At 66.4% G+C, this 18,297-nt stretch carries 19 protein-coding genes; 13 read left to right on the top strand and 6 right to left on the bottom strand.

The window, feature by feature from the left end; all coding sequences use genetic code 11:
• Positions 1–24: 24 nt before the first annotated feature.
• Positions 25–1,353 carry a TadE/TadG family type IV pilus assembly protein gene (locus tag QX108_RS29480; protein WP_315787672.1) on the bottom strand — a complete coding sequence of 443 codons (1,329 nt, stop codon included), beginning with the start codon at positions 1,351–1,353 and terminating at the stop codon, positions 25–27.
• Positions 1,354–1,552: 199 nt separating this feature from the next.
• Between QX108_RS29480 and QX108_RS29475 the strand changes: the two genes are divergently transcribed.
• Positions 1,553–1,963 carry a (deoxy)nucleoside triphosphate pyrophosphohydrolase gene (locus tag QX108_RS29475; protein ID WP_172114471.1) on the top strand — a complete coding sequence of 137 codons (411 nt, stop codon included), beginning with the start codon at positions 1,553–1,555 and terminating at the stop codon, positions 1,961–1,963.
• A gap of 151 nt (positions 1,964–2,114) precedes the next feature.
• Here QX108_RS29475 and QX108_RS29470 read toward each other — a convergent pair whose 3' ends face one another.
• The gene (locus QX108_RS29470; RefSeq protein WP_315787670.1) at positions 2,115–2,972 is read right to left on the bottom strand and encodes a methyltransferase domain-containing protein; all 858 of its coding nucleotides are present in this window, start codon (positions 2,970–2,972) and stop codon (positions 2,115–2,117) included.
• A 78-nt stretch (positions 2,973–3,050) separates the two neighbouring features.
• On the opposite strand from QX108_RS29470, the gene QX108_RS29465 reads away from it, so the two are divergent.
• The 5 genes from QX108_RS29465 to QX108_RS29445 all read left to right on the top strand — a co-directional run bounded on the left by QX108_RS29465 (position 3,051) and on the right by QX108_RS29445 (position 6,083).
• Positions 3,051–3,854 carry a ComF family protein gene (locus QX108_RS29465; protein WP_315723919.1) on the top strand — a complete coding sequence of 268 codons (804 nt, stop codon included), beginning with the start codon at positions 3,051–3,053 and terminating at the stop codon, positions 3,852–3,854.
• 29 nt (positions 3,855–3,883) lie between these two features.
• Positions 3,884–4,159 carry a glutaredoxin 3 gene (gene grxC / locus QX108_RS29460; RefSeq protein WP_315723917.1) on the top strand — a complete coding sequence of 92 codons (276 nt, stop codon included), beginning with the start codon at positions 3,884–3,886 and terminating at the stop codon, positions 4,157–4,159.
• Entirely contained in the window at positions 4,156–5,034 is an 879-nt protein-coding gene (locus QX108_RS29455) for a carbon-nitrogen hydrolase family protein (RefSeq protein ID WP_315787668.1), read from the top strand. The genes grxC and QX108_RS29455 overlap by 4 nt, the downstream gene beginning before the upstream one ends.
• Positions 5,031–5,513: a DUF1178 family protein gene (locus tag QX108_RS29450; RefSeq protein WP_315787667.1), complete on the top strand. Its 483-nt coding sequence runs from the start codon at positions 5,031–5,033 to the stop codon at positions 5,511–5,513. The genes QX108_RS29455 and QX108_RS29450 overlap by 4 nt, the downstream gene beginning before the upstream one ends.
• Positions 5,514–5,645: 132 nt before the next feature.
• Positions 5,646–6,083, top strand: coding sequence for an EamA family transporter (locus QX108_RS29445; RefSeq protein ID WP_315787666.1), 438 nt, complete (start codon positions 5,646–5,648; stop codon positions 6,081–6,083).
• On the opposite strand, the gene QX108_RS29440 is transcribed toward QX108_RS29445, so the two are convergent.
• From QX108_RS29440 to QX108_RS29430, 3 genes are all read right to left on the bottom strand, one after another.
• A complete protein-coding gene (locus QX108_RS29440) occupies positions 6,084–6,983 on the bottom strand; it encodes an EamA family transporter (RefSeq protein ID WP_315787665.1) in 900 nt (299 codons plus the stop codon).
• 265 nt (positions 6,984–7,248) lie between these two features.
• Entirely contained in the window at positions 7,249–8,013 is a 765-nt protein-coding gene (gene ubiG, locus QX108_RS29435; protein ID WP_409998571.1) for a bifunctional 2-polyprenyl-6-hydroxyphenol methylase/3-demethylubiquinol 3-O-methyltransferase UbiG, read from the bottom strand.
• 46 nt (positions 8,014–8,059) lie between these two features.
• Positions 8,060–8,527, bottom strand: coding sequence for a PH domain-containing protein (locus QX108_RS29430; RefSeq protein WP_315723905.1), 468 nt, complete (start codon positions 8,525–8,527; stop codon positions 8,060–8,062).
• Positions 8,528–8,673: 146 nt separating this feature from the next.
• On the opposite strand from QX108_RS29430, the gene QX108_RS29425 reads away from it, so the two are divergent.
• The 5 genes from QX108_RS29425 to QX108_RS29405 all read left to right on the top strand — a co-directional run bounded on the left by QX108_RS29425 (position 8,674) and on the right by QX108_RS29405 (position 16,101).
• Positions 8,674–9,930, top strand: a complete 1,257-nt coding sequence (locus QX108_RS29425; RefSeq protein WP_172114461.1) for an aspartate kinase — start codon at positions 8,674–8,676, stop codon at positions 9,928–9,930.
• Between the two features lie 301 nt (positions 9,931–10,231).
• Positions 10,232–12,499 carry a phosphoenolpyruvate--protein phosphotransferase gene (gene ptsP, locus QX108_RS29420; protein ID WP_315787622.1) on the top strand — a complete coding sequence of 756 codons (2,268 nt, stop codon included), beginning with the start codon at positions 10,232–10,234 and terminating at the stop codon, positions 12,497–12,499.
• A 60-nt stretch (positions 12,500–12,559) separates the two neighbouring features.
• Entirely contained in the window at positions 12,560–13,645 is a 1,086-nt protein-coding gene (gene prfA / locus QX108_RS29415; RefSeq protein WP_315787624.1) for a peptide chain release factor 1, read from the top strand.
• A 193-nt stretch (positions 13,646–13,838) separates the two neighbouring features.
• The gene (gene prmC / locus QX108_RS29410; protein WP_315787626.1) at positions 13,839–14,726 is read left to right on the top strand and encodes a peptide chain release factor N(5)-glutamine methyltransferase; all 888 of its coding nucleotides are present in this window, start codon (positions 13,839–13,841) and stop codon (positions 14,724–14,726) included.
• Positions 14,727–15,270: 544 nt separating this feature from the next.
• Complete coding sequence (locus QX108_RS29405; protein ID WP_315723897.1) at positions 15,271–16,101, top strand: DUF4167 domain-containing protein; 831 nt, start codon at positions 15,271–15,273, stop codon at positions 16,099–16,101.
• 86 nt (positions 16,102–16,187) lie between these two features.
• Here the strand turns inward: QX108_RS29405 and QX108_RS29400 are convergent, their stop codons facing one another.
• A complete protein-coding gene (locus tag QX108_RS29400) occupies positions 16,188–16,973 on the bottom strand; it encodes a class I SAM-dependent methyltransferase (RefSeq protein WP_315723895.1) in 786 nt (261 codons plus the stop codon).
• A 107-nt stretch (positions 16,974–17,080) separates the two neighbouring features.
• Here QX108_RS29400 and gloB point away from each other — a divergent pair, with 107 nt between their 5' ends.
• Complete coding sequence (gene gloB, locus QX108_RS29395) at positions 17,081–17,848, top strand: hydroxyacylglutathione hydrolase (RefSeq protein ID WP_315787628.1); 768 nt, start codon at positions 17,081–17,083, stop codon at positions 17,846–17,848.
• Positions 17,849–17,862: 14 nt separating this feature from the next.
• Positions 17,863–18,297 (top strand): cupin domain-containing protein, encoded by a 435-nt coding sequence (locus tag QX108_RS29390; protein WP_315787630.1) that lies wholly within the window; start codon positions 17,863–17,865, stop codon positions 18,295–18,297.

Below are 18,297 nucleotides of genomic sequence, written 5' to 3'. Positions count from 1 at the left end.
CCCTCGGAGGCGCCCTGCAATCGCTCAACTCGCGATCCGGGCGTCGGCGACCGCTCTGTCGAACAGCTTCCTCAGCGCTTCGGCGATGCCCTGGGTCGGGGACACCTCGGTGTAGTATCCGTCGGACGCGCAAGCTTGCATGTTCTGCGCAATCTCGCTGTTCGGCGACGGCCCGAACGGCCCCTTGTTGAAGGGATCGATCCAGCTCATGTACCAGCTGTTGGTCGGCAGCTGCAGATAGGTCGTGTAGAGCACGGCGATCTTGATGCCGCGGTTCTTCAGCGCGGTGCACAGCGCCGGATTGAGCGGCGACTGGCATCGGTTACCGCTCGCCTTCGCCTTCAGGCAGGCCGCATTGCTTTCGTCGGCAACGCCGTCGGAGACGAAGAACAGGTATTTCAGCGGCGAGCCCGTGGTGCCGTCACCGGGCGTCGAGATCTCGTTGTTGATCGCCGGGAACACAGTCGAGAACGGCGTATCCTTGTCGGCGGTATAGGCATCGTTGTTGCCGTAGACACCCATCAGGTCGATATTCCCGGCGGCGCTCTTGGCGCTCGACAAATTGGACGACAGCGCGAACAAGGAGCGCAGGCCGATCGTCTTCGACGCCGCGCCGAAATCGTACAGCGCCATGCGGAACTGATTGGGATAGGTCTGCGTGGCCGCCGCCTTGTCCATCAGCTGCTGGGTGGCGCTGCGCAGCACGTCGATGCGCGTGGTGACGCCAAGCTTCTTCGCAAGATTATAGTAGTTGTTGGAATCATTGTAGTCGTGGCAGGCGAAGGCACACTTGTCGGACGTGTTGTTGACCATCTTGGTCACATCGTCGGGCGTCGCCGCGACGCCCATCGAGGGCGAATTGTCGAGCAGCAGGTAGAAGTCGATGTATTTCGGCATCGAGGCCTTCGCCGTCGACGAGCCCTGCAGCGTCATGGTCTTGAACCCGACGATGCTCATGAACATCGTCGGCACCGTGGCCGAGAACGACACCGTGGCGCTCACGACCGAGCCCGACTTCTTCACGTCCGGCGTGAGACTGTTCAGCGTATAGCCGGACGTCCCGGACATGTTGCCGTTGAAGATCTTGCGCGCATCGTCGTTTCCGACCGCGATCGGGCCGTCGCCGGTCATGGAACCCGCCGCGATGAAGGCCGGCGCGGTCCTCGACACCGCGCCGACGGACGCGGCGTCCACCGCCGCCTGCAGCTTGGCGCGCATCTGGTTGTTCCGGCTGTAGTCGATGCCGCAGCCGACCGCCGTGATCACCGGCACGCAGACGATGGCGAAGGTCACGGCAACATTGCCGCTGACGTCGCGGCGCAAGCGGGCGAGCAGGTCAGTTAAAAATCGCATGAAAGATGCCTAACGAACCATGAGGAAGCCACGACTGACACCCGTGAAAATACGCGTGAGCCAATTAAGGTTGGCTTATTTCAATCGTGGAAAGACGGCTCGAAACGGCTTAGGTTAAGAAATCCTCACCAGCGCAGCCGGCTCGTTCAGTCTGAACCAGCGGCGGCGCGCGCTCCCAGCCCCCCCCCCCGACCGGATCATGCCCGACTTGAAACTCACCCTCGTGGTCGCCTGCGCCCTCGTCGATGCCGACAATCGCGTGCTGCTGGCGCAGCGGCCGCCCGGCAAGACGCTCGCGGGCCTCTGGGAGTTCCCCGGCGGCAAGCTCGAGCCTGGCGAACGCCCCGAGGCCAGCCTGATCCGCGAGCTCGATGAGGAGCTCGGCATCACCGTGCGCGAAGCCTGCCTCGCGCCGCTGACCTTTGCGAGCCATGCCTATGAGACGTTTCATCTGCTGATGCCGCTGTACATCTGCCGGCGCTGGGAGGGCATGGTCACCGCGCGCGAGGGCCAGCAACTGGCCTGGGTGCGGCCGAACAAGCTGCGCGACTATCCGATGCCGCCCGCGGACATCCCGCTGCTGCCGCATCTGATCGATTTGCTGATGTGAGCCGCTGCGCCGTCCCCACCCTCACTCGTCATGCGCGGGCTTGACCCGCCTGCGGGGCCGAAGCCCTTCGGCGCGGCGAAGGCCCGCGCATCCATCATCCTGCGAAAAAGATGATGGATCGCCGGGTCAAGCCCGGCGATGACGAGTGTAGCTAGGCGCCCTCATTGGAGTGCGGCACACGCTTCACCGCCGCCTCCAAGCTCGCCGTCGCCGAGCCCGGCTTCAGCGGCTTCTGCTGGCTGTCATGCGGCGACCAGCCGGAGATCCAGATGATGTCGAAGGTAGCGCGGATACGGCCGTCGGGATCGGCGAAGCGCTCGGCATAGATCTCGGCCATGCGCAGCAGGGTGGCGCGGCGCAGCGGCGTGCGGCGGCGCTCGACCAGGCTGTTGGCCGCGCCCATGCGGCGGAGGTCCTGCATCAGGCCGAACGCGCTGCCATAGCGCACCACGACCCGGTCGACATCGGTCACCGGCAGCGCGAAGCCCGCCCGCTGCAACAGGCCGCCGATGTCGCGCAGATCGGCAAACGGCGCAACCCGCGGCGACACGCCGCCTTCGCATTCGGCCTCGGCCGCCGCAAAACTCTGCCGCAGCTCGGTCAGCGTATCGCCGCCGATCATCGCCGCGAGCAACAGACCGTCGGGCCGCAGGGCACGGCGGATCTGCACCAGCAGGCCGGGGAGATCGTTGACGAACTGGAAGGCCAGCGCCGACAGCGCTAGGTCGAGCGATTGCGGCGTGAGCGGCAACCGCTCATCGGCCGTGTCGGGTGGAGCAATATGCGCCAACTGCGAGATGGACCCAGGCAGATACGGCTTCAGTCCTGCACCAGGGGTCCAAACGTCGGCGACATCCGTGAAGGTCCGGTTCACCGCGGCCAGACGATCGCCGAGATCCTCGGCAACGCGCTCCAGCAGGAATGTCTCCGGCCCGTGCGCAGCCCGCCGTTGCCTGCGCGCAAGAAGCAGTCGATCGAACAGGACGGGGGCTGTGGCAGGCTGGGTCATGGGGGCTGGTTACGCCGATCCTTCGGGGCGAGCAATGCGCCGCTTGAGCCGGGCCGGTCGCGGCGCTAGCGTCAACAGATGGGTGTGACCTTTGCTCCAATCAGCGCCGGGCGAATCCGTGCAGCCGCCAACGCGCTGCATGGGGGCCTCGCTCATGTCGCCAAGCTCGCGCTCGACATCGCCTTGCCGACGCTGTGCATCTCCTGCCGCGAGCCGGTCGATGGCGAGGGTGTCTGCGCCGCGTGCTGGGGCAAATTGTCGTTCATCGAGCGGCCGTATTGCCCGAAGCTCGGCATTCCCTTCGTCTACGACCCCGGGCCCGAACTGCTGTCGATGGAGGCGATCGCGGCGCCGCCGGCCTACGCCCGTGCCCGCGCCGCCGTGCGCTACGACGAGGTCGCCCGCACCCTGGTGCATCAGCTGAAATATCAGGACCGCACCGATCTGGCGCCGATCATGGGCCGCTGGATGGCCCGGGCCGGCCGCGAGCTGCTTGCCGAGGCCGATCTCGTGGTCCCCGTACCCTTGCACTGGCGGCGTGGCTTTTCCCGCCGCTACAACCAGTCCGGCGCGCTCGCCCGTGTGATCGCCCGATCCAGCGGCGTCCGCCTGCAGGGCGATGCGCTCCGCCGCGTGCGCGCGACGGAGCAGCAGGTCGGGCTGTCGCGCCCCCAGCGCGCCAGCAATGTGCAAGGCGCATTCCAGGTATCTCCAGACCGCCTGCATGACGTGCAGGGTCGACGCATCGTCATCGTCGACGACGTCCTGACCACCGGAGCGACCGTCGATGCCTGCGCCCGCGCCCTGCTCCGCGCCAAGGCGGCGGAGGTCAGCGTGCTGGTCTTCGCCCGGGTTGTCGATGCGCCCCGCGCTCCCATATAATCTGACGTTCCGTAACAGCTGAGCGCGACATGACCGCTGCGATCGAAATCTATACCCGTCCGGGATGCGGCTACTGCACGGCCGCCAAATCGCTCCTGACCCGCAAGAACGTTTCTTTCACCGAGCACGACGCGGGCAAGGATCCGAACGTCCGGCAGCAGATGTATGACCGCGTCGGCCCGGGCTCGACCTTTCCGCAGATCTTCATCGGCAAGACCCATGTCGGCGGTTGCGACGATCTCTATGCGCTCGATCGCGAGGGCAGGCTCGACGCCATGCTGGCCGGAGACAAGGCGACGTCATGAGCAACGACCGCAGCTTTACCGCCGCCATGGTGCAGATGCGCACCTCGCTCTTGCCCGAGCCGAGCCTCGAGCAGGGCACCAGGCTGATCCGGGAAGCGGTCGCGCAAGGCGCGCAGTACGTCCAGACGCCGGAAGTGAGCAACATGATGCAGCTCAACCGGACGGCGCTGTTCGAGCAGCTCAAGAGCGAGGACGACGATCCCTCGCTCAAGGCCTATCGCGCGCTGGCCAAGGAGCTGAACATCCACCTCCACATCGGTTCGCTGGCGTTGCGCTTCTCGCCCGAGAAGGCGGTCAACCGCTCGTTCCTGATCGGGCCCGCCGGCGAGGTGCTGGCGAGCTACGACAAGATCCACATGTTCGACATCGACCTGCCCGGCGGTGAGAGCTATCGCGAGTCGGCCAACTACCAGCCGGGCGAGACGGCGGTCATCAGCGATTTGCCGTGGGGCCGACTGGGTCTCACGATCTGCTACGACGTCCGCTTCCCGGCGCTGTACCGCGCGCTGGCCGAGAGCGGCGCAGCGTTCATCAGCGTGCCCTCGGCGTTCACGCGCAAGACCGGCGAGGCGCATTGGCACACCTTGCTGCGCGCCCGCGCCATCGAGACCGGCTGCTTCGTGTTCGCCGCCGCGCAATGCGGCCTGCACGAGAACAAGCGCGAGACCTTCGGCCATTCGCTGATCATCGATCCCTGGGGCGAAATCCTCGCCGAGGGCGGCGTCGAGCCCGGCGTGATCCTGACGCGCATCGATCCGTCGCGTGTCGAGAGCGTGCGCCAGACCATCCCCTCGCTGCAGCACGGCCGCCGCTTCGGCATCGCCGATCCCAAGGGCGGCCCCGATTATCTGCACCTGGTGCGGGGCTCGGCATGATCCGCTACGCGCTGCGCTGCGAGCGTGATCACACGTTCGAAAGCTGGTTTCAGACCTCCTCGGCTTACGAGTCGCAGGTGAAGCGCAAGCTGGTGGAATGCCCGACCTGCGGCTCGACGAGGATCGAGAAGGCGATCATGGCGCCGCGCATCGTCAGCAAGAAGGGCCGCGAGGCGGCGCCTGCCCCCTCGGCTCCCTCGCCGGCGCCGACGCAGGAGGTGATTCCGCCGGGATCGACATCGCTGATGATGGCGCAGGAGCGCGAGCTGCGCGCCAAGCTCAAGGAGCTGCGCGACCACATCGTCAAGAACGCCGACGACGTCGGCGAGCGCTTCCCCACCGAAGCGCGCAAGATGCATTATGGCGAGACCGAGCACCGGCCGATCTACGGCGAGGCCTCGCTCGACGAGGCCCGCGAGCTGATCGAGGAAGGCATCGAGGTCGCACCGATCCCGGTGCTGCCGGACGATCGGAATTGACGGGCGAAGTCCGTCATTCCGGGGCACCTGCGCAAGCAGGTGAACCCGGAATCTCGCGCAACGAGCGCCGCATCAAATCTCGAGATTCCGGGTTCGGACGCGTTGCGTCCGCCCCGGAATGACGGAGCAAGGATGTCCCCCCTCTCCTCCTCCTGGCAGCTCTGGGCGCTGCTCTCCGCATTCTTCGCCGCGCTCACCGCCATCTTCGCCAAGGTCGGCGTCGAGGGGCTGAACTCCGACCTCGCCACGCTGATCCGCACCGCGATCGTGCTGGTGACCTTGGCGCTGATCCTGTTTGCGACAGGCCAGCTCACCAGCCCAGGCCCGATCTCGGCCAAGAGCTGGATCTTCCTGACGCTGTCGGCGCTTGGCACCGGCGCGTCCTGGCTGTGCTATTTCCGCGCCCTGAAGCTCGGGCCCGCGACCCTGGTCGCGCCGATCGACAAGCTCAGCGTCGTGCTGGTGGCGCTGTTCGGCGTCGTCTTTCTCGGCGAGCGACCGAGCGCGCAGGGCTGGATCGGCATCGCGCTGATCGCATCGGGCGCCGTGCTGATTGCGATCAAAGGCTGACTACACCGCAATCAGCAGCGCCACGCCGGCCACGATCAGCGCGATGCCGACGATCTCGCGCAGCGAGACCGGCTGCTTGAACGAGTAGTACGACACCCCTTGCGCGAACAGCACCTCGACCAGCGCCAGCGTGCGGACGTTCGCCGCGGCCGTCAGTGCGAACGCCAGGAACCAGAACTGCGAGGCGAAGGCGCCGACGAAGCCCGCCATCATCGACGGTCGCCACAGCGACAGGATGCCGCGCAGGATCTCCGGCGCGCGCGCCAGCAGATAGACGGTCAGGATCGCCGTCTGCACGAACAGGCCCCAGACCAGCGTGGTGGACGCCGCCGTGACGAAGGACACGCCGTCGACGGTGATGATGGCGCCGCGAAAACCGACGGCCGACAACGCGAACGCCGCGGCGGCGACCAACCCCGTCACAGTCGGCTTCAACTCGGCAAAGCTCTTGTCGCCACCCGGCCGGAGCGCGGTGATGACGACGCCGATGGTGGCGATCAGGATCGCGATCACCTTTGGAAGCGAGAGCGGATCACCGAGGAAGATGAAGCCGAAGATCGCGGTCTGGATTGCCTCTGTCTTGAGATAGGCGGTCGTGACCACGAAGGACCGATCGGTCATCGCCAGCAGCATCAGGCCGGTGGCGATGATCTGGCTGAGCGCGCCGAGCAGCAGCCACGGCCAGAAGCTTGCGGAGGGCCATGGCAGACGGTCGCCGGTCGCCAGCAGCACCGCCGTCAGGAACACCAGCGAGAACGGAAAGCCGAACAGGAAACGGATATTGGTCGCGCCCCAGGTGCCGAGCCTGGCCGTCAACGACCGCTGCATCGCGTTGCGCGCGACCTGGCCGGCGGCGGCGACGAGGGTGAAGGGGATCCAGAGCGAGGTGATGGAAAGCATGGGGACACGGCGTCTGTGAGGGCCGGCCACCGTGACCAGCGCGAAGCGCAGGGTCAACAGCGCAGGCGGCAGTTCAGTCGCATGTCAGGATTGCAAGTCGCAAGATCGACTCTCGACTCGGGGAAAAAAGCAAGTCCCAGCGACTCATGCTAAGTTCGCGCCACGCAACCGGTGTCGTCCCTGCGAACGCATGCGTTCGCAGGGACGACACCGGCGGTGGAGTGCCAGTCGGGCTGAACCAGCGACGCGAAGGACCGGCGCCGCGCTACACCATCTGCTCCGCGACCATCATGTAGTTCACGTCCATGTCGGCCGACAGGCTCCAGCGGTCGGCGAAGGGGCTGTAGACGACGCCGCTCTGCTCGGTGATGACCAGGCGGTTGTCGAGCAGGTATTTCGTCAGCTCGTCCGGCGTGACGAACTTGCTCCATTCATGGGTGCCGCGCGGCAGCCAGCGCAGGACGTATTCGGCGCCGACGATGGCGAGCGCAAAACTCTTCCAGTTGCGGTTGAGGGTCGAGACGACCATCAGGCCGCCCGGCTTCAGCACCGCCGCACAGCGGCCGAGGAAGGCGCCGACGTCGGTGACGTGCTCGACGACCTCCATCGCCAGCACGATGTCGAAGCGCTCGCGCGGGTCCATCTCCTCGATGGTGGTGCAGCGATAGTCGATGGAAAGGTGGCCCTTCTCGGCATGCAGCTTGGCGGCAGCGATGTTGCTCGCCGAGGGATCGACGCCGACGACCTGGGCGCCGAGCCGCGTGAACGGCTCGCACAGCAGGCCGGCGCCGCAGCCGATGTCGAGCATGCGCAGGCCCGACAGGCAGTTGAGGCTCTTGGCGTTGCGCTCGAACTTCCGGCAGGCGGCATCGCGAATGTAGGTCAGGCGCAGCGGATTGATCTTGTGCAGGGGCGCCATCTTGCCCTTGGGGTCCCACCAGGTCTCGGACAATTTCGAGAATTTTGCGATCTCGGCAGGGTCGACGGTCGAGCCTGGAGAAACAGGGCTGCTGCGGGAATCCTGAGGCATTGTCATCGGTGATTACTCAATGATCGAAGCTGGACGCGGCGGGGCGCTAACGCGCCGTGATGGCGTTCCGGAACGCCAGCGGCTCCGCGATGGTCGAAATGGTTTCCTTGCCCTCGCCCACACCCAAGATGGTGACGTCGCCATAATTGAGAAGTCGTCCCATGATGGTCTGGTTGACGTCGACGCTCTCGACCTTGTCGAGCGCCATCTCGAAGGTACGGCGGCGGATGAAACCGGTTTTGTGGACGACCCGGCGATTGGTGACGTCGGTCTCGGTCGTCAGGCGGTGGAACCAGGCCCTGACCGTCCAATACAGGCCCACGACGGCGATCACGGCGGAGGTGGCCAGGCAGAGCATGACGAGATTGTCATTCACGGTCGTGCGAGAGAGGAGGAGCAATCCAAACACGACGATCCAGGCCCCGATCGCCGGAAGGTAGAACATCCAGTGCGCATTGGTCGAATACAGCACCTTCTCGCCGGGTTGCAGGATTTCGTCGATGTAACGCGCCATACCAGTCCTCTACCCCACTCCGTCACCGCAAGGAACCGTCTTGCCCCCAGCCGCGCCGCTATGTATACGCGCGTTTCGGCTGGCGCGCCTCCGGTTTCCGCGCGAGCCGGTCAACTTATCCTCCTGATGGGAATGAGCGCGTCGTCATGGGTCGCCTCGTGCTGAAATTCGGCGGCACATCCGTCGCCAACATCGACCGCATCCGCAACGTCGCGCGCCACGTCAAGCGCGAGGTCGATGCCGGTCATGAGGTCGCCGTCGTGGTCTCGGCGATGTCCGGCAAGACCAACGAGCTGGTGGCCTGGTGCACCGAAGCCTCGCCGATGCACGACGCGCGCGAATACGATGCCGTGGTGGCCTCGGGCGAGCAGGTCACGTCGGGCCTGCTAGCGATCGTGCTGCAGAGCATGGGCATCCAGGCCCGCTCCTGGCAGGGCTGGCAGATCCCGATTCGCACCAGCGACGCCCACGCCTCGGCCCGCATCGTCGGTATCGACGGCTCCGAACTGATCCAGCGCTTCCAGGAGCGCAAGGAAGTGGCTGTCATCGCCGGCTTCCAGGGCATCAATCCGGATACGAATCGAATCACCACGCTCGGCCGCGGCGGCTCGGATACCTCTGCGGTGGCGATCGCCGCTGCCATCAAGGCCGACCGCTGCGACATCTATACCGACGTCGACGGCGTCTACACCACCGATCCGCGCGTGGTGCCGAAGGCCAAGCGGCTCGACAAGATCGCCTTCGAGGACATGCTGGAGCTGGCGTCCCAGGGCGCCAAGGTGCTGCAGGTCCGCTCGGTGGAACTGGGCATGGTCCACAACATGCCGATCTTCGTCCGCTCCTCATTCGACAAGCCCGAGGATATCGACCCGCACGCCAACCAGCCGCCGGGGACGCTGATCTGCAGCGAGGAACAAATCATGGAAAATCACGTCGTGACCGGCATCGCCTTCTCCAAGGACGAGGCCCAGATCTCGGTGCGCCAGATCGAGGACAAGCCGGGAATCGCCGCCTCGATCTTCGGGCCGCTGGCGGACGCCAACATCAACGTCGACATGATCGTCCAGAACGTCTCCGAGGACGGCAAGACCACCGACTTGACGTTCACCGTGCCGGCGACCGACTATAACCGGGCCCGCGAGACCATCACAGCGGCCAAGGACAAGATCGGCTACCAGCGCCTGGATACCGCGACCGACGTCGCCAAGGTGTCGGTGATCGGCTCGGGCATGCGCAGCCATGCCGGCGTCGCCGCCAAGGGCTTTGCCGCACTCGCCGCCCGCAACATCAACATCCGCGCGATCACGACCTCCGAGATCAAGTTCTCGGTGCTGATCGACGCCGCCTATACCGAACTGGCCGTCCGCACGCTGCATACGCTCTACGGACTGGACCAGGCCTAGAAAATCCTCCTCCTTCACGCCCGATGTCCCGTTCTGTAACAGCGGGACATCGCGCAGACGTGCGCGAAAGCCGTTGACGCCGCCGCCGGTGGCAGGCGTTTTGCTTGGCAAAACAAGCCCTAATTCGCTATACGCCTCGCAGGATGGCTGCCGCGAACTGTGCTCCAGTGATGGCTGTCCTGATTCGACCCGGCAGCTTCGGCGTGTAACGAGGTCGAATCAAGAAAGCTGTTCGATTTCGCGAGTTTAGCGCCAGTCCGGCCGACCGCCGGAGTGGTCCCAGGAAGGGGGATTGTGCCACATGCGAAGCACGTCGGGAGGCCCCCGCGTCCTGCTCAGACGGCTTCGCGAGACCATGGCGGAGCAGGTCTCGGCACAGGAGCGGCTCGACAAGATCGTGGTGCTGATCGCGGCCAACATGGTCGCGGAGGTCTGCTCGGTCTATGTGCTGCGCGTCGACAACACGCTCGAACTCTACGCCACCGAAGGTCTGAACCGCGACGCCGTGCACATCACGGTGATGAGCGCGCATGAGGGCCTGGTCGGCCTCGTCGCCAGCGAGGCCACCCCGCTCAATCTGAGCGACGCACACAGCCACCCGGCCTTCTCGTATCGCCCGGAGACCGGCGAAGAGATTTACCATTCCTTCCTGGGCGTGCCGATCCTGCGTGCCGGCAACACGCTCGGCGTTCTGGTGGTGCAGAACCGCGCCAAGCGCACCTATGTCGAGGAAGAGGTCGAGGCGCTGCAGACCACCGCGATGGTGCTCGCCGAGATGATCGCCTCCGGCGAGCTCGCCGCGCTGGCGCAGCCCGGCGCGGAGCCTGCGGTCCGGCATTCGATTCACAAGACCGGCGCGGTGCTGTCGGACGGCATCGCGCTTGGCCATGTCGTGCTTCACGAGCCGCGCGTCGTCGTCAACAACTACATCGCCGAGGATCTGCCCAAGGAGATCAAGCGGCTCGATGCGGCCTTGGTGAAGCTGCGCGCCGATCTCGACCGCATGCTGGAGCGCGGCGACGTCGCCGATGGCGGCGAGCATCGCGAGGTGCTCGAAGCCTATCGGATGTTCGCCAACGATCAGGGCTGGTCGCACAAGCTGCACGAGGCCGTGGCCACCGGCCTCACGGCCGAGGCCGCCGTCGAGCGCGTGCAGTCCGACACCCGCGCCCGCATGCTGCGCTCGACCGATCCTTATTTGCGCGAGCGGCTGCACGATCTCGAGGATCTCGGCTACCGCCTGCTGCGCCAGCTGGTCGGCCAGGATCATGCGCCGAGCCGCGATCACCTGCCCGACAACGCCATCCTGATCGCGCGCGCGATGGGCCCGGCGGCGCTGCTCGACTACGACCGCAAGCGGCTGCGCGGCCTGGTGTTGGAGGAAGGCACCGCCAACTCGCATGTCGCCATCGTCGCCCGCGCGCTCGGCATTCCCGCTGTCGGCGAGGTGCCGAACGCGCCCGGCATTGCCGATCCCGGCGACGCCATCATCGTCGACGGCACCTCCGGCTCGATCTATGTGCGTCCCTCGGCGGAGATCGAATCCGCCTATGCCGAGCGGGTCCGCTTCCGCGCCCGCAGGCAGGCGCAATACAGCGAGCTGCGCAACAAGCCCTGCAAGACCAAGGACGGCCAGCCGATCGAGCTGATGATCAATGCCGGCCTCGTGATTGACCTGCCGCATATCGAGGACACCGGCAGCGCCGGCATCGGCCTGTTCCGCACCGAGCTGCAGTTCATGGTCTCTGCCAGCCTGCCGCGCTCCAGCGATCAGCTCGCGCTATATCGCACGGTGCTCGACGCGGCCGGCAATAAGCCCGTCACGTTCAGGACGCTCGACATCGGCGGCGACAAGGCCCTGCCCTACATGGAGACGGTGATCGAGGAGAACCCCGCGCTCGGCTGGCGCGCGATCCGCCTCGGGCTCGATCGTCCCGGCCTTTTGCGCGGCCAGATCCGCGCGCTGCTGCGCGCCGGCGGCGGCCGCTCGCTGCGCATCATGTTCCCGATGATCTCGGAGGTCGCCGAGTTCGACACCGCCAAGGCGATCGTCGAGCGCGAGCTGACCTATCTGCGCCAGCATGGCCACACGCTGCCGGAGCGCGTCGACGTCGGCACCATGCTCGAGGTCCCGGCGCTGCTGTATCAGCTCGACGAGCTGCTTTCGAAGGTCGACTTCATCTCGGTCGGATCCAACGATCTGTTCCAGTTCCTGTTCGCGGTCGACCGCGGCAATGCCAAGGTCTCCGAACGGTTCGACACGTTGTCGACGCCGATCCTGCGGGCCCTGCAGGAGATCGTGCGCAAGGCCAAGGCGGCCAAGCGCTCGGTGTCGCTGTGCGGCGAGATGGCGTCCAAGCCGATCGGCGCGCTGGCTCTGATCGCGCTCGGCTACCGCTCGCTGTCGCTGTCGGCGACCGCGCACGGCCCGGTCAAGGCGATGATCCTCGAGCTCGACGCAGCCAAGGCCGAGGCGAAGATGGCCGAGTGGCTGGCGGCACCGGCGGGCAGCTTCTCGATGCGGCAGAAGCTGACCGAATTCGCCGAGAGCGAAGGCCTGGCGCTGTAGCGGGCCTGTCGCACCGCGCGCCTTCCCTTCGTATTGTTTGCTCCTAGATCAGATTGCATCATGTCGTCGCTTCCCGAAGCCAAACTGGACGTTCTGCTCGCGCACCACGCCTCGCTCGAGGCGGAGCTGCTCGGCCAGGTCAATTCCGACCGCTACGTGCAGATCACCCGCGAGCTCGCCGAGCTCAATCCGCTGATCGAGGCGGTGAAGGCTTATCGTGCAGGAGTCAAAGAACTCGCCGACACCGAGGCGTTGATCGCAGATCCCGAGACGGATGCCGAGATGCGCGCGATGGCCGAGGCCGAGCGCGACGAGCTGATCGCGCGCCGCGGCGAGCTGGAGCAGAAGATCCGCGTCGCGCTCTTGCCGAAGGACGCGATGGACGACCGCAACGTGGTGCTCGAAATCCGCGCCGGCACCGGCGGCGACGAGGCCTCTTTGTTCGCCGGCGACCTGTTCAGGATGTATGAGCGCTTCGCGAGCCTGCAGGGCTGGAAGGTCGAGGTGATCTCGGCGTCCGAGGGCACCGTCGGCGGCTACAAGGAAATCATCGCCGAGGTGCAGGGCCGCGGCGCCTTCGCCAAGCTGAAGTTCGAATCCGGCGTTCACCGCGTGCAGCGCGTACCCGACACCGAGACGCAGGGCCGCATCCACACCTCGGCGGCGACGGTCGCCGTGCTGCCGGAGGTCGAGGAGGTCGACGTCGACATCAAGCAGGACGATCTGCGCATCGAGACCATGCGCGCGCAAGGCGCCGGCGGCCAGCACGTCAACAAGACGGAATCGGCGATCCGCATCACCCACATTCCGACGGGCATCGTGGTGATGATGCAGGACAGCCGCTCGCAGCATAAGAACCGGGCGTCGGCGATGAACATCCTGCGCTCGCGCATCTATGATGCCGAGCGGCAGAAGGTGGATGCCGCACGCTCGGCCGAGCGCAAGGAGAAGGTCGGCTCCGGCGACCGCTCCGAGCGCATCCGGACCTATAATTTCCCGCAAGGGCGCGTCACCGACCACCGCATCAATCTGACGCTGTACAAGCTGCCGCAGGTGATCGCCGGCGAGGCGCTGAGCGAGCTGATCGACGCACTGACGACCGAGCACCAGGCCGCGCAGCTCGCTGCGCAAGGCGCTGCGGCGTGATGAGCGCGCGCGCATTGCGAGAGGCGATGCGACGCTGCCGCGACACGCTCCGTGTCGTCCCGGCGACCGCCGGGACCCATAACCGCCGGCTGCAGTGGCTGGCACAGACGGCCACTCCGACTGCCCGTCCCGCGCCTGCACGGCGTATCGATCCCCGCGTTCGCGGGGATGACCCGTGGAGAGAGACGGCGCGATGACGGAGATCGTCGCCGGGGCAACCATCGATGCGGCCCGCCGCACGTTGGCGGCGCGCCTCGCAGCCGCGGGGCTCGATTCGCCCGAGCTCGACGCGCGGCGGTTGGTGGGGCACGCGATGCAGCTCGACCTCACCGGACTGGTGATGCACGGGCAGCGACAGCTGTCGCAAGAGGACGCACAGCGCCTCGACGTGCTGGCATCGCGCCGGCTGGCCGGCGAACCGGTCGCGCGCATCCTCGGCACCAAGGAGTTCTGGGGCCTCGAGCTGCAATTATCAGCCGATACGCTGGTGCCGCGTCCGGACACCGAGACCGTCGTCGAGCTGGCGCTTGAGCATCTCGCGGCCGGCGGCGACCTCAAGCGGCGGCTGCGCATCGCCGATCTCGGCACCGGCTCCGGCGCCATCCTGCTGGCGCTGCTGTCCGAGCTGCCGCGGGCCTATGGCGTCGGCACCGACATCAGCGTCGCCGCGCTCGAGACTGCCCGCGACAACGCGCAGGCGCTCGGCCTTGCCGACCGTGCCGGCTTCATCGCCTGCTCCTTTGCCGCCGCTCTGCAGGCGCCGCTCGATCTGATCGTCTCGAACCCGCCCTACATCCCCTCGACGGACATCGAGGATCTCGCCATCGAGGTCCGCGCCCACGACCCGCGCCGCGCGCTCGATGGCGGCGGCGACGGACTCGATGCCTATCGCGCGCTGATCCCGCAGGCCGCTCGCCTGCTTCAACCTGGCGGCGCCCTGATCGTCGAGGTGGGCGTCGGACAGAGCGGCGACGTCGCAACGCTGATGACGGAAGCCGGGCTGGCGATCGATTCGGCGGGCGTGAGGGCCGATCTGGGCGGCATTTCGAGGGCCGTCATGGCCCTAAAAAAGCTCCGCTAAAGGCCGGCGGAAATGGAAAAAGCTCTTGGAATATCCCCGGGGAGCGACTACGTTCCCTCCATAGCATCGGCGCAGGCCCGCTGAGTGGTATTCACGGAATACCGCCGCGGACGGATGCCAGAGAGCCGCGCCGGGCGATTGGTTCCAGAACGCAGATCTGTTGAGCGCGAGAGCCGGATGGCTGCGCAGCCGACGACTGCAAAGCGAACGAAAGCCTGACTTTGCACTTGAGGTCTTACGCTAAGCAAACTGGGTCGGTCGTGGCGCGCATCGCCCGGGCTGGCTGAATGACGTGGTTCGCCGGCCGAGACGGCTGGTGGGTGGGGAACGCGTGTTGAACGCGCTTTTGTCGAGAGAATCGGCTGTCGATCACATCGGCTTGGGTCGAAGGCATGGGTCGGAACCGGCATCTCGGAACCGGCGGGGCCAGATCGTCCCTTTGGACCGTGCGCGGGCGCCCGGCCGCGAGGCGGTATTTCAACACGGTATCGGTATTCCGATGACAATCAGTGCTCCTAACGCAGGGTTGGAATAAAGGCAGGACATGAGAAACGGTCAAAACAACAAGCGGATGCGCAACCGGAATAGCGGTAACAATAATAACAACAACCGGCGCGGCCAGAATCCGCTGACCAGAGTGTTCGAGTCCAACGGGCCGGACATCAAGATCCGCGGCACTGCCTCCCATGTGGCCGAGAAATACGTCCAGCTTGCCCGCGACGCCCGCTCCTCGGGCGATCCCGTTGCCGCCGAGAACTACTACCAGCATGCCGAGCACTATTTTCGCCTGATCGCCGCCGCCCAGGAGCAGTTCCGGCAGAACCAGCCGCAGCCGCGCTCGACCGAGGACCTGACCGTCGACGACCTCGACGATGACGGCGAGAGCTTCTCGAATTTCGGCCAGGAGCCCGGATTCGTTCCCGCCCAGCCGCAGCCCCAGCCCTTCATGCGTGAAGGCGGCCAGCGCGAGCGCGGTGACAACCAGCCCTATCAGCGCGACCAGCAGCAGCCGCGTGAGCACCGCGAGGCGCGTGAGCATCGCCAGCCCCGAGAGCATCGGGAGCCGCGAGAACCCCGGGAGCCGCGGGAGCATCGCGAGCCTCGTGAGCAGCGCGACCCCCAGGAGCAGCGCGAGCATCGCGAACGCCCGCAGCCTGCCCAGTATCAGCCACAGCCGCAGCCCGTGATTGCCGACAGCGGCGTCGATCGCCTGCCGTCCTTCATCACCGGTCCCCAGCCGCAAATCGCCAACGCCCCGGCGGCCTTCGAAGGCGCTGCCGAGCGCTACCCGCGCCGCCGCCGCCGTCCGCACGGCCCGCGCCCGGAAGCCGCTGCGGCGCCAGCGCCGAGCGAGGACCTCAATCCCGGCGAATGATCGTTGCTGACAGATTGAAGAAGGCGGGCGGGCGATTTGTCCGCCCGCTTTTTTGTGCAGCCGTTCCCTCGACGAGGCCGGCGCAATCAATCATCCGAGGCGGCATTGGCGCCGCGATTGGAGCCAAGGTTGGACTCGAGACCAGATCCTTGGGTCGACGGCGCCGGCGCCAGCACCGGTTCGAGCCGCGGGATCAGCCGGATGCGCTCGCGCCGGGCGGGAATGACACGATAGACCTGCTTGGTCGCCTCGACGATGTGGACGCCGGCGAACGGCAGCGACAGCGCCGCGCCGACCCGCTCCCAGGCCATCGCCGATTTCAGGAACCAGCCGCCGACCGGCGGCATGAACAGCGCCTCGCCCCACGCGCTCGGCGTGAACCAGGTCTGGCGCAGCAGCTGCGTGATCTGCGAGCGGGAATAGGGTCGGCCATGGCCGAACGGGGTGTTGTCGGTCCTGGTCCAGACACCGCGCCGGTTCGGAATCACGATGATCACGCGCCCGGTCGGCGCCAGCACGCGCCAGACTTCGCGCAGCAACCCGGCCGGATCGTCCGACATTTCCAGGGCGTGAACGATCAGGATGCGGTCGACAGCCGAATCCGGCAGCGGCAGCGAGAACTCATCCACCAGTGACGCCAGGGTCGGCCGCGCCGTCGGCCATTTCAGCACCCCCTGCGCCGCCGGCATGAAGGCGATGCAGCGCTCCGAATCTTCACGGAACAGTCCGAGATAGGGCGTCGGGTAGCCGATGCCGAGCACGCGCTGTCCGGCCGCGCTCGGCCAGCGCGCGCGGATGCCGCGGTTGATCAGGAGCCGCGCGACGATCCCGAGGCGACCCGAATAGAAATTCCGCAGATCGATCACGTCCATGGCGTCAATGTACCATGCGGATGCGGCCTGCCGCGCGTCCAATATTGCGTTGCGCCTGCACCGTTAACGCCATATCTCTGCCGCCTGTATCGCCGAACGGAGACATCATGGCCGCTGACATCCGCGTCTTCACCTGTCTGTCGGACAATTTCGGCTATCTGATCCACGACCCCGCGACCGGCGCCACCGCCTCGATCGATGCACCGGAGGCCGGTCCGATCATACGCCAGCTCGAGGCTGCGGGCTGGACCCTGACCGACATCCTGATCACGCATCATCATCACGACCATGTCGGCGGGGTCACCGAGCTGAAGCAGAAATATGGTTGCCGTGTCGTGGCCCCCCACGACAAGACGACGGCGATCGGCAATGTCGATCTGCGCGTGGCCCATGGCGACGTGGTCAAGATCGGCGAACTGCTTGCGCGCGTGCTGGAGACGCCGGGCCATACGCTCGACCACGTCGCTTACGTATTCGATGCCGACAAGGCCGTGTTCGCAGCCGATACGCTGTTCTCGATCGGCTGCGGCCGCGTGTTCGAAGGCAACTATCCAATGATGTGGGATTCGCTGCTGAAGCTGCGCACCCTGCCGGACGATTTCAGGCTCTATTGCGGTCACGAATACACCGTCTCCAACGTCAAGTTCGCGCTGACCGTCGATCCGGACAACGAAGCGCTGAAGGCGCGCGCCGACGAGGTGACGCGGCTCCGCGCCGCCAACCGGCCAACCATCCCGACGCTGCTCGGCGAGGAGAAGCAGGCCAACGTGTTCCTGCGCGCCGATGACCCGGCGGTCGCGGTCCGGCTGCGCATGAAGGGCGCCAGCCCGGAGGAGGTGTTCGGCGAGCTGCGCGAACGCAAGAACAAGTCGTAAGACGGAGCACGGCCATGACCGCGCTGTCCGCAGCCGATATCATCGCCCGTCTCGGTCTGCTGCCGCACCCCGAAGGCGGACATTTTCGCGAAACCTTTCGCGACACCGCCGTCGACGCATCCGGGCGCGCCGCCTCGACCTTGATCTATTTCCTGCTCGCGCGCGGCGAGCGCTCGCATTGGCACAGGGTCGACGCGGTGGAGACCTGGCATTTCTATGCCGGCGCTCCGCTGGCGCTGCGAATTGCCTGCGAAGGCAAGCCGCCGGAGACGACCACGCTCGGCATCGATCTTGCGGCCGGCCAGCACCCGCAGGCGGTGGTCCCCGCCCATGCCTGGCAAGCGGCCGAGAGCACCGGCGACTGGACCCTGGTCGGCTGCACGGTCGCGCCGGGATTCAGGTTCGAGGGTTTCGAGCTGGCGCCCGCAGGCTGGGAGCCCGCAGTCTGA

Source organism: Bradyrhizobium sp. SZCCHNR1002 (assembly GCF_032381435.1).
Classification (GTDB): domain Bacteria; phylum Pseudomonadota; class Alphaproteobacteria; order Rhizobiales; family Xanthobacteraceae; genus Bradyrhizobium; species Bradyrhizobium aeschynomenes.
This window is presented reverse-complemented; position numbering and strand designations above follow the sequence as displayed.

Coding starts and splice junctions, on each gene's coding strand:
- QX108_RS29390 (WP_315787630.1), top strand. CDS start 17,863: ATGACCGCGCTGTCCGCAGCCGATATCATCGCCCGTCTCGGTCTGCTG.
- QX108_RS29455 (WP_315787668.1), top strand. CDS start 4,156: ATGAGCAACGACCGCAGCTTTACCGCCGCCATGGTGCAGATGCGCACC.
- QX108_RS29405 (WP_315723897.1), top strand. CDS start 15,271: ATGAGAAACGGTCAAAACAACAAGCGGATGCGCAACCGGAATAGCGGT.
- QX108_RS29430 (WP_315723905.1), bottom strand. CDS start 8,527: ATGGCGCGTTACATCGACGAAATCCTGCAACCCGGCGAGAAGGTGCTG.
- QX108_RS29450 (WP_315787667.1), top strand. CDS start 5,031: ATGATCCGCTACGCGCTGCGCTGCGAGCGTGATCACACGTTCGAAAGC.
- gloB (WP_315787628.1), top strand. CDS start 17,081: ATGGCCGCTGACATCCGCGTCTTCACCTGTCTGTCGGACAATTTCGGC.
- QX108_RS29425 (WP_172114461.1), top strand. CDS start 8,674: ATGGGTCGCCTCGTGCTGAAATTCGGCGGCACATCCGTCGCCAACATC.
- prmC (WP_315787626.1), top strand. CDS start 13,839: ATGACGGAGATCGTCGCCGGGGCAACCATCGATGCGGCCCGCCGCACG.
- QX108_RS29475 (WP_172114471.1), top strand. CDS start 1,553: ATGCCCGACTTGAAACTCACCCTCGTGGTCGCCTGCGCCCTCGTCGAT.
- ptsP (WP_315787622.1), top strand. CDS start 10,232: ATGCGAAGCACGTCGGGAGGCCCCCGCGTCCTGCTCAGACGGCTTCGC.
- QX108_RS29480 (WP_315787672.1), bottom strand. CDS start 1,353: ATGCGATTTTTAACTGACCTGCTCGCCCGCTTGCGCCGCGACGTCAGC.
- QX108_RS29440 (WP_315787665.1), bottom strand. CDS start 6,983: ATGCTTTCCATCACCTCGCTCTGGATCCCCTTCACCCTCGTCGCCGCC.
- ubiG (WP_409998571.1), bottom strand. CDS start 8,013: ATGCCTCAGGATTCCCGCAGCAGCCCTGTTTCTCCAGGCTCGACCGTC.
- grxC (WP_315723917.1), top strand. CDS start 3,884: ATGACCGCTGCGATCGAAATCTATACCCGTCCGGGATGCGGCTACTGC.
- prfA (WP_315787624.1), top strand. CDS start 12,560: ATGTCGTCGCTTCCCGAAGCCAAACTGGACGTTCTGCTCGCGCACCAC.
- QX108_RS29400 (WP_315723895.1), bottom strand. CDS start 16,973: ATGGACGTGATCGATCTGCGGAATTTCTATTCGGGTCGCCTCGGGATC.
- QX108_RS29465 (WP_315723919.1), top strand. CDS start 3,051: ATGGGTGTGACCTTTGCTCCAATCAGCGCCGGGCGAATCCGTGCAGCC.
- QX108_RS29445 (WP_315787666.1), top strand. CDS start 5,646: ATGTCCCCCCTCTCCTCCTCCTGGCAGCTCTGGGCGCTGCTCTCCGCA.
- QX108_RS29470 (WP_315787670.1), bottom strand. CDS start 2,972: ATGACCCAGCCTGCCACAGCCCCCGTCCTGTTCGATCGACTGCTTCTT.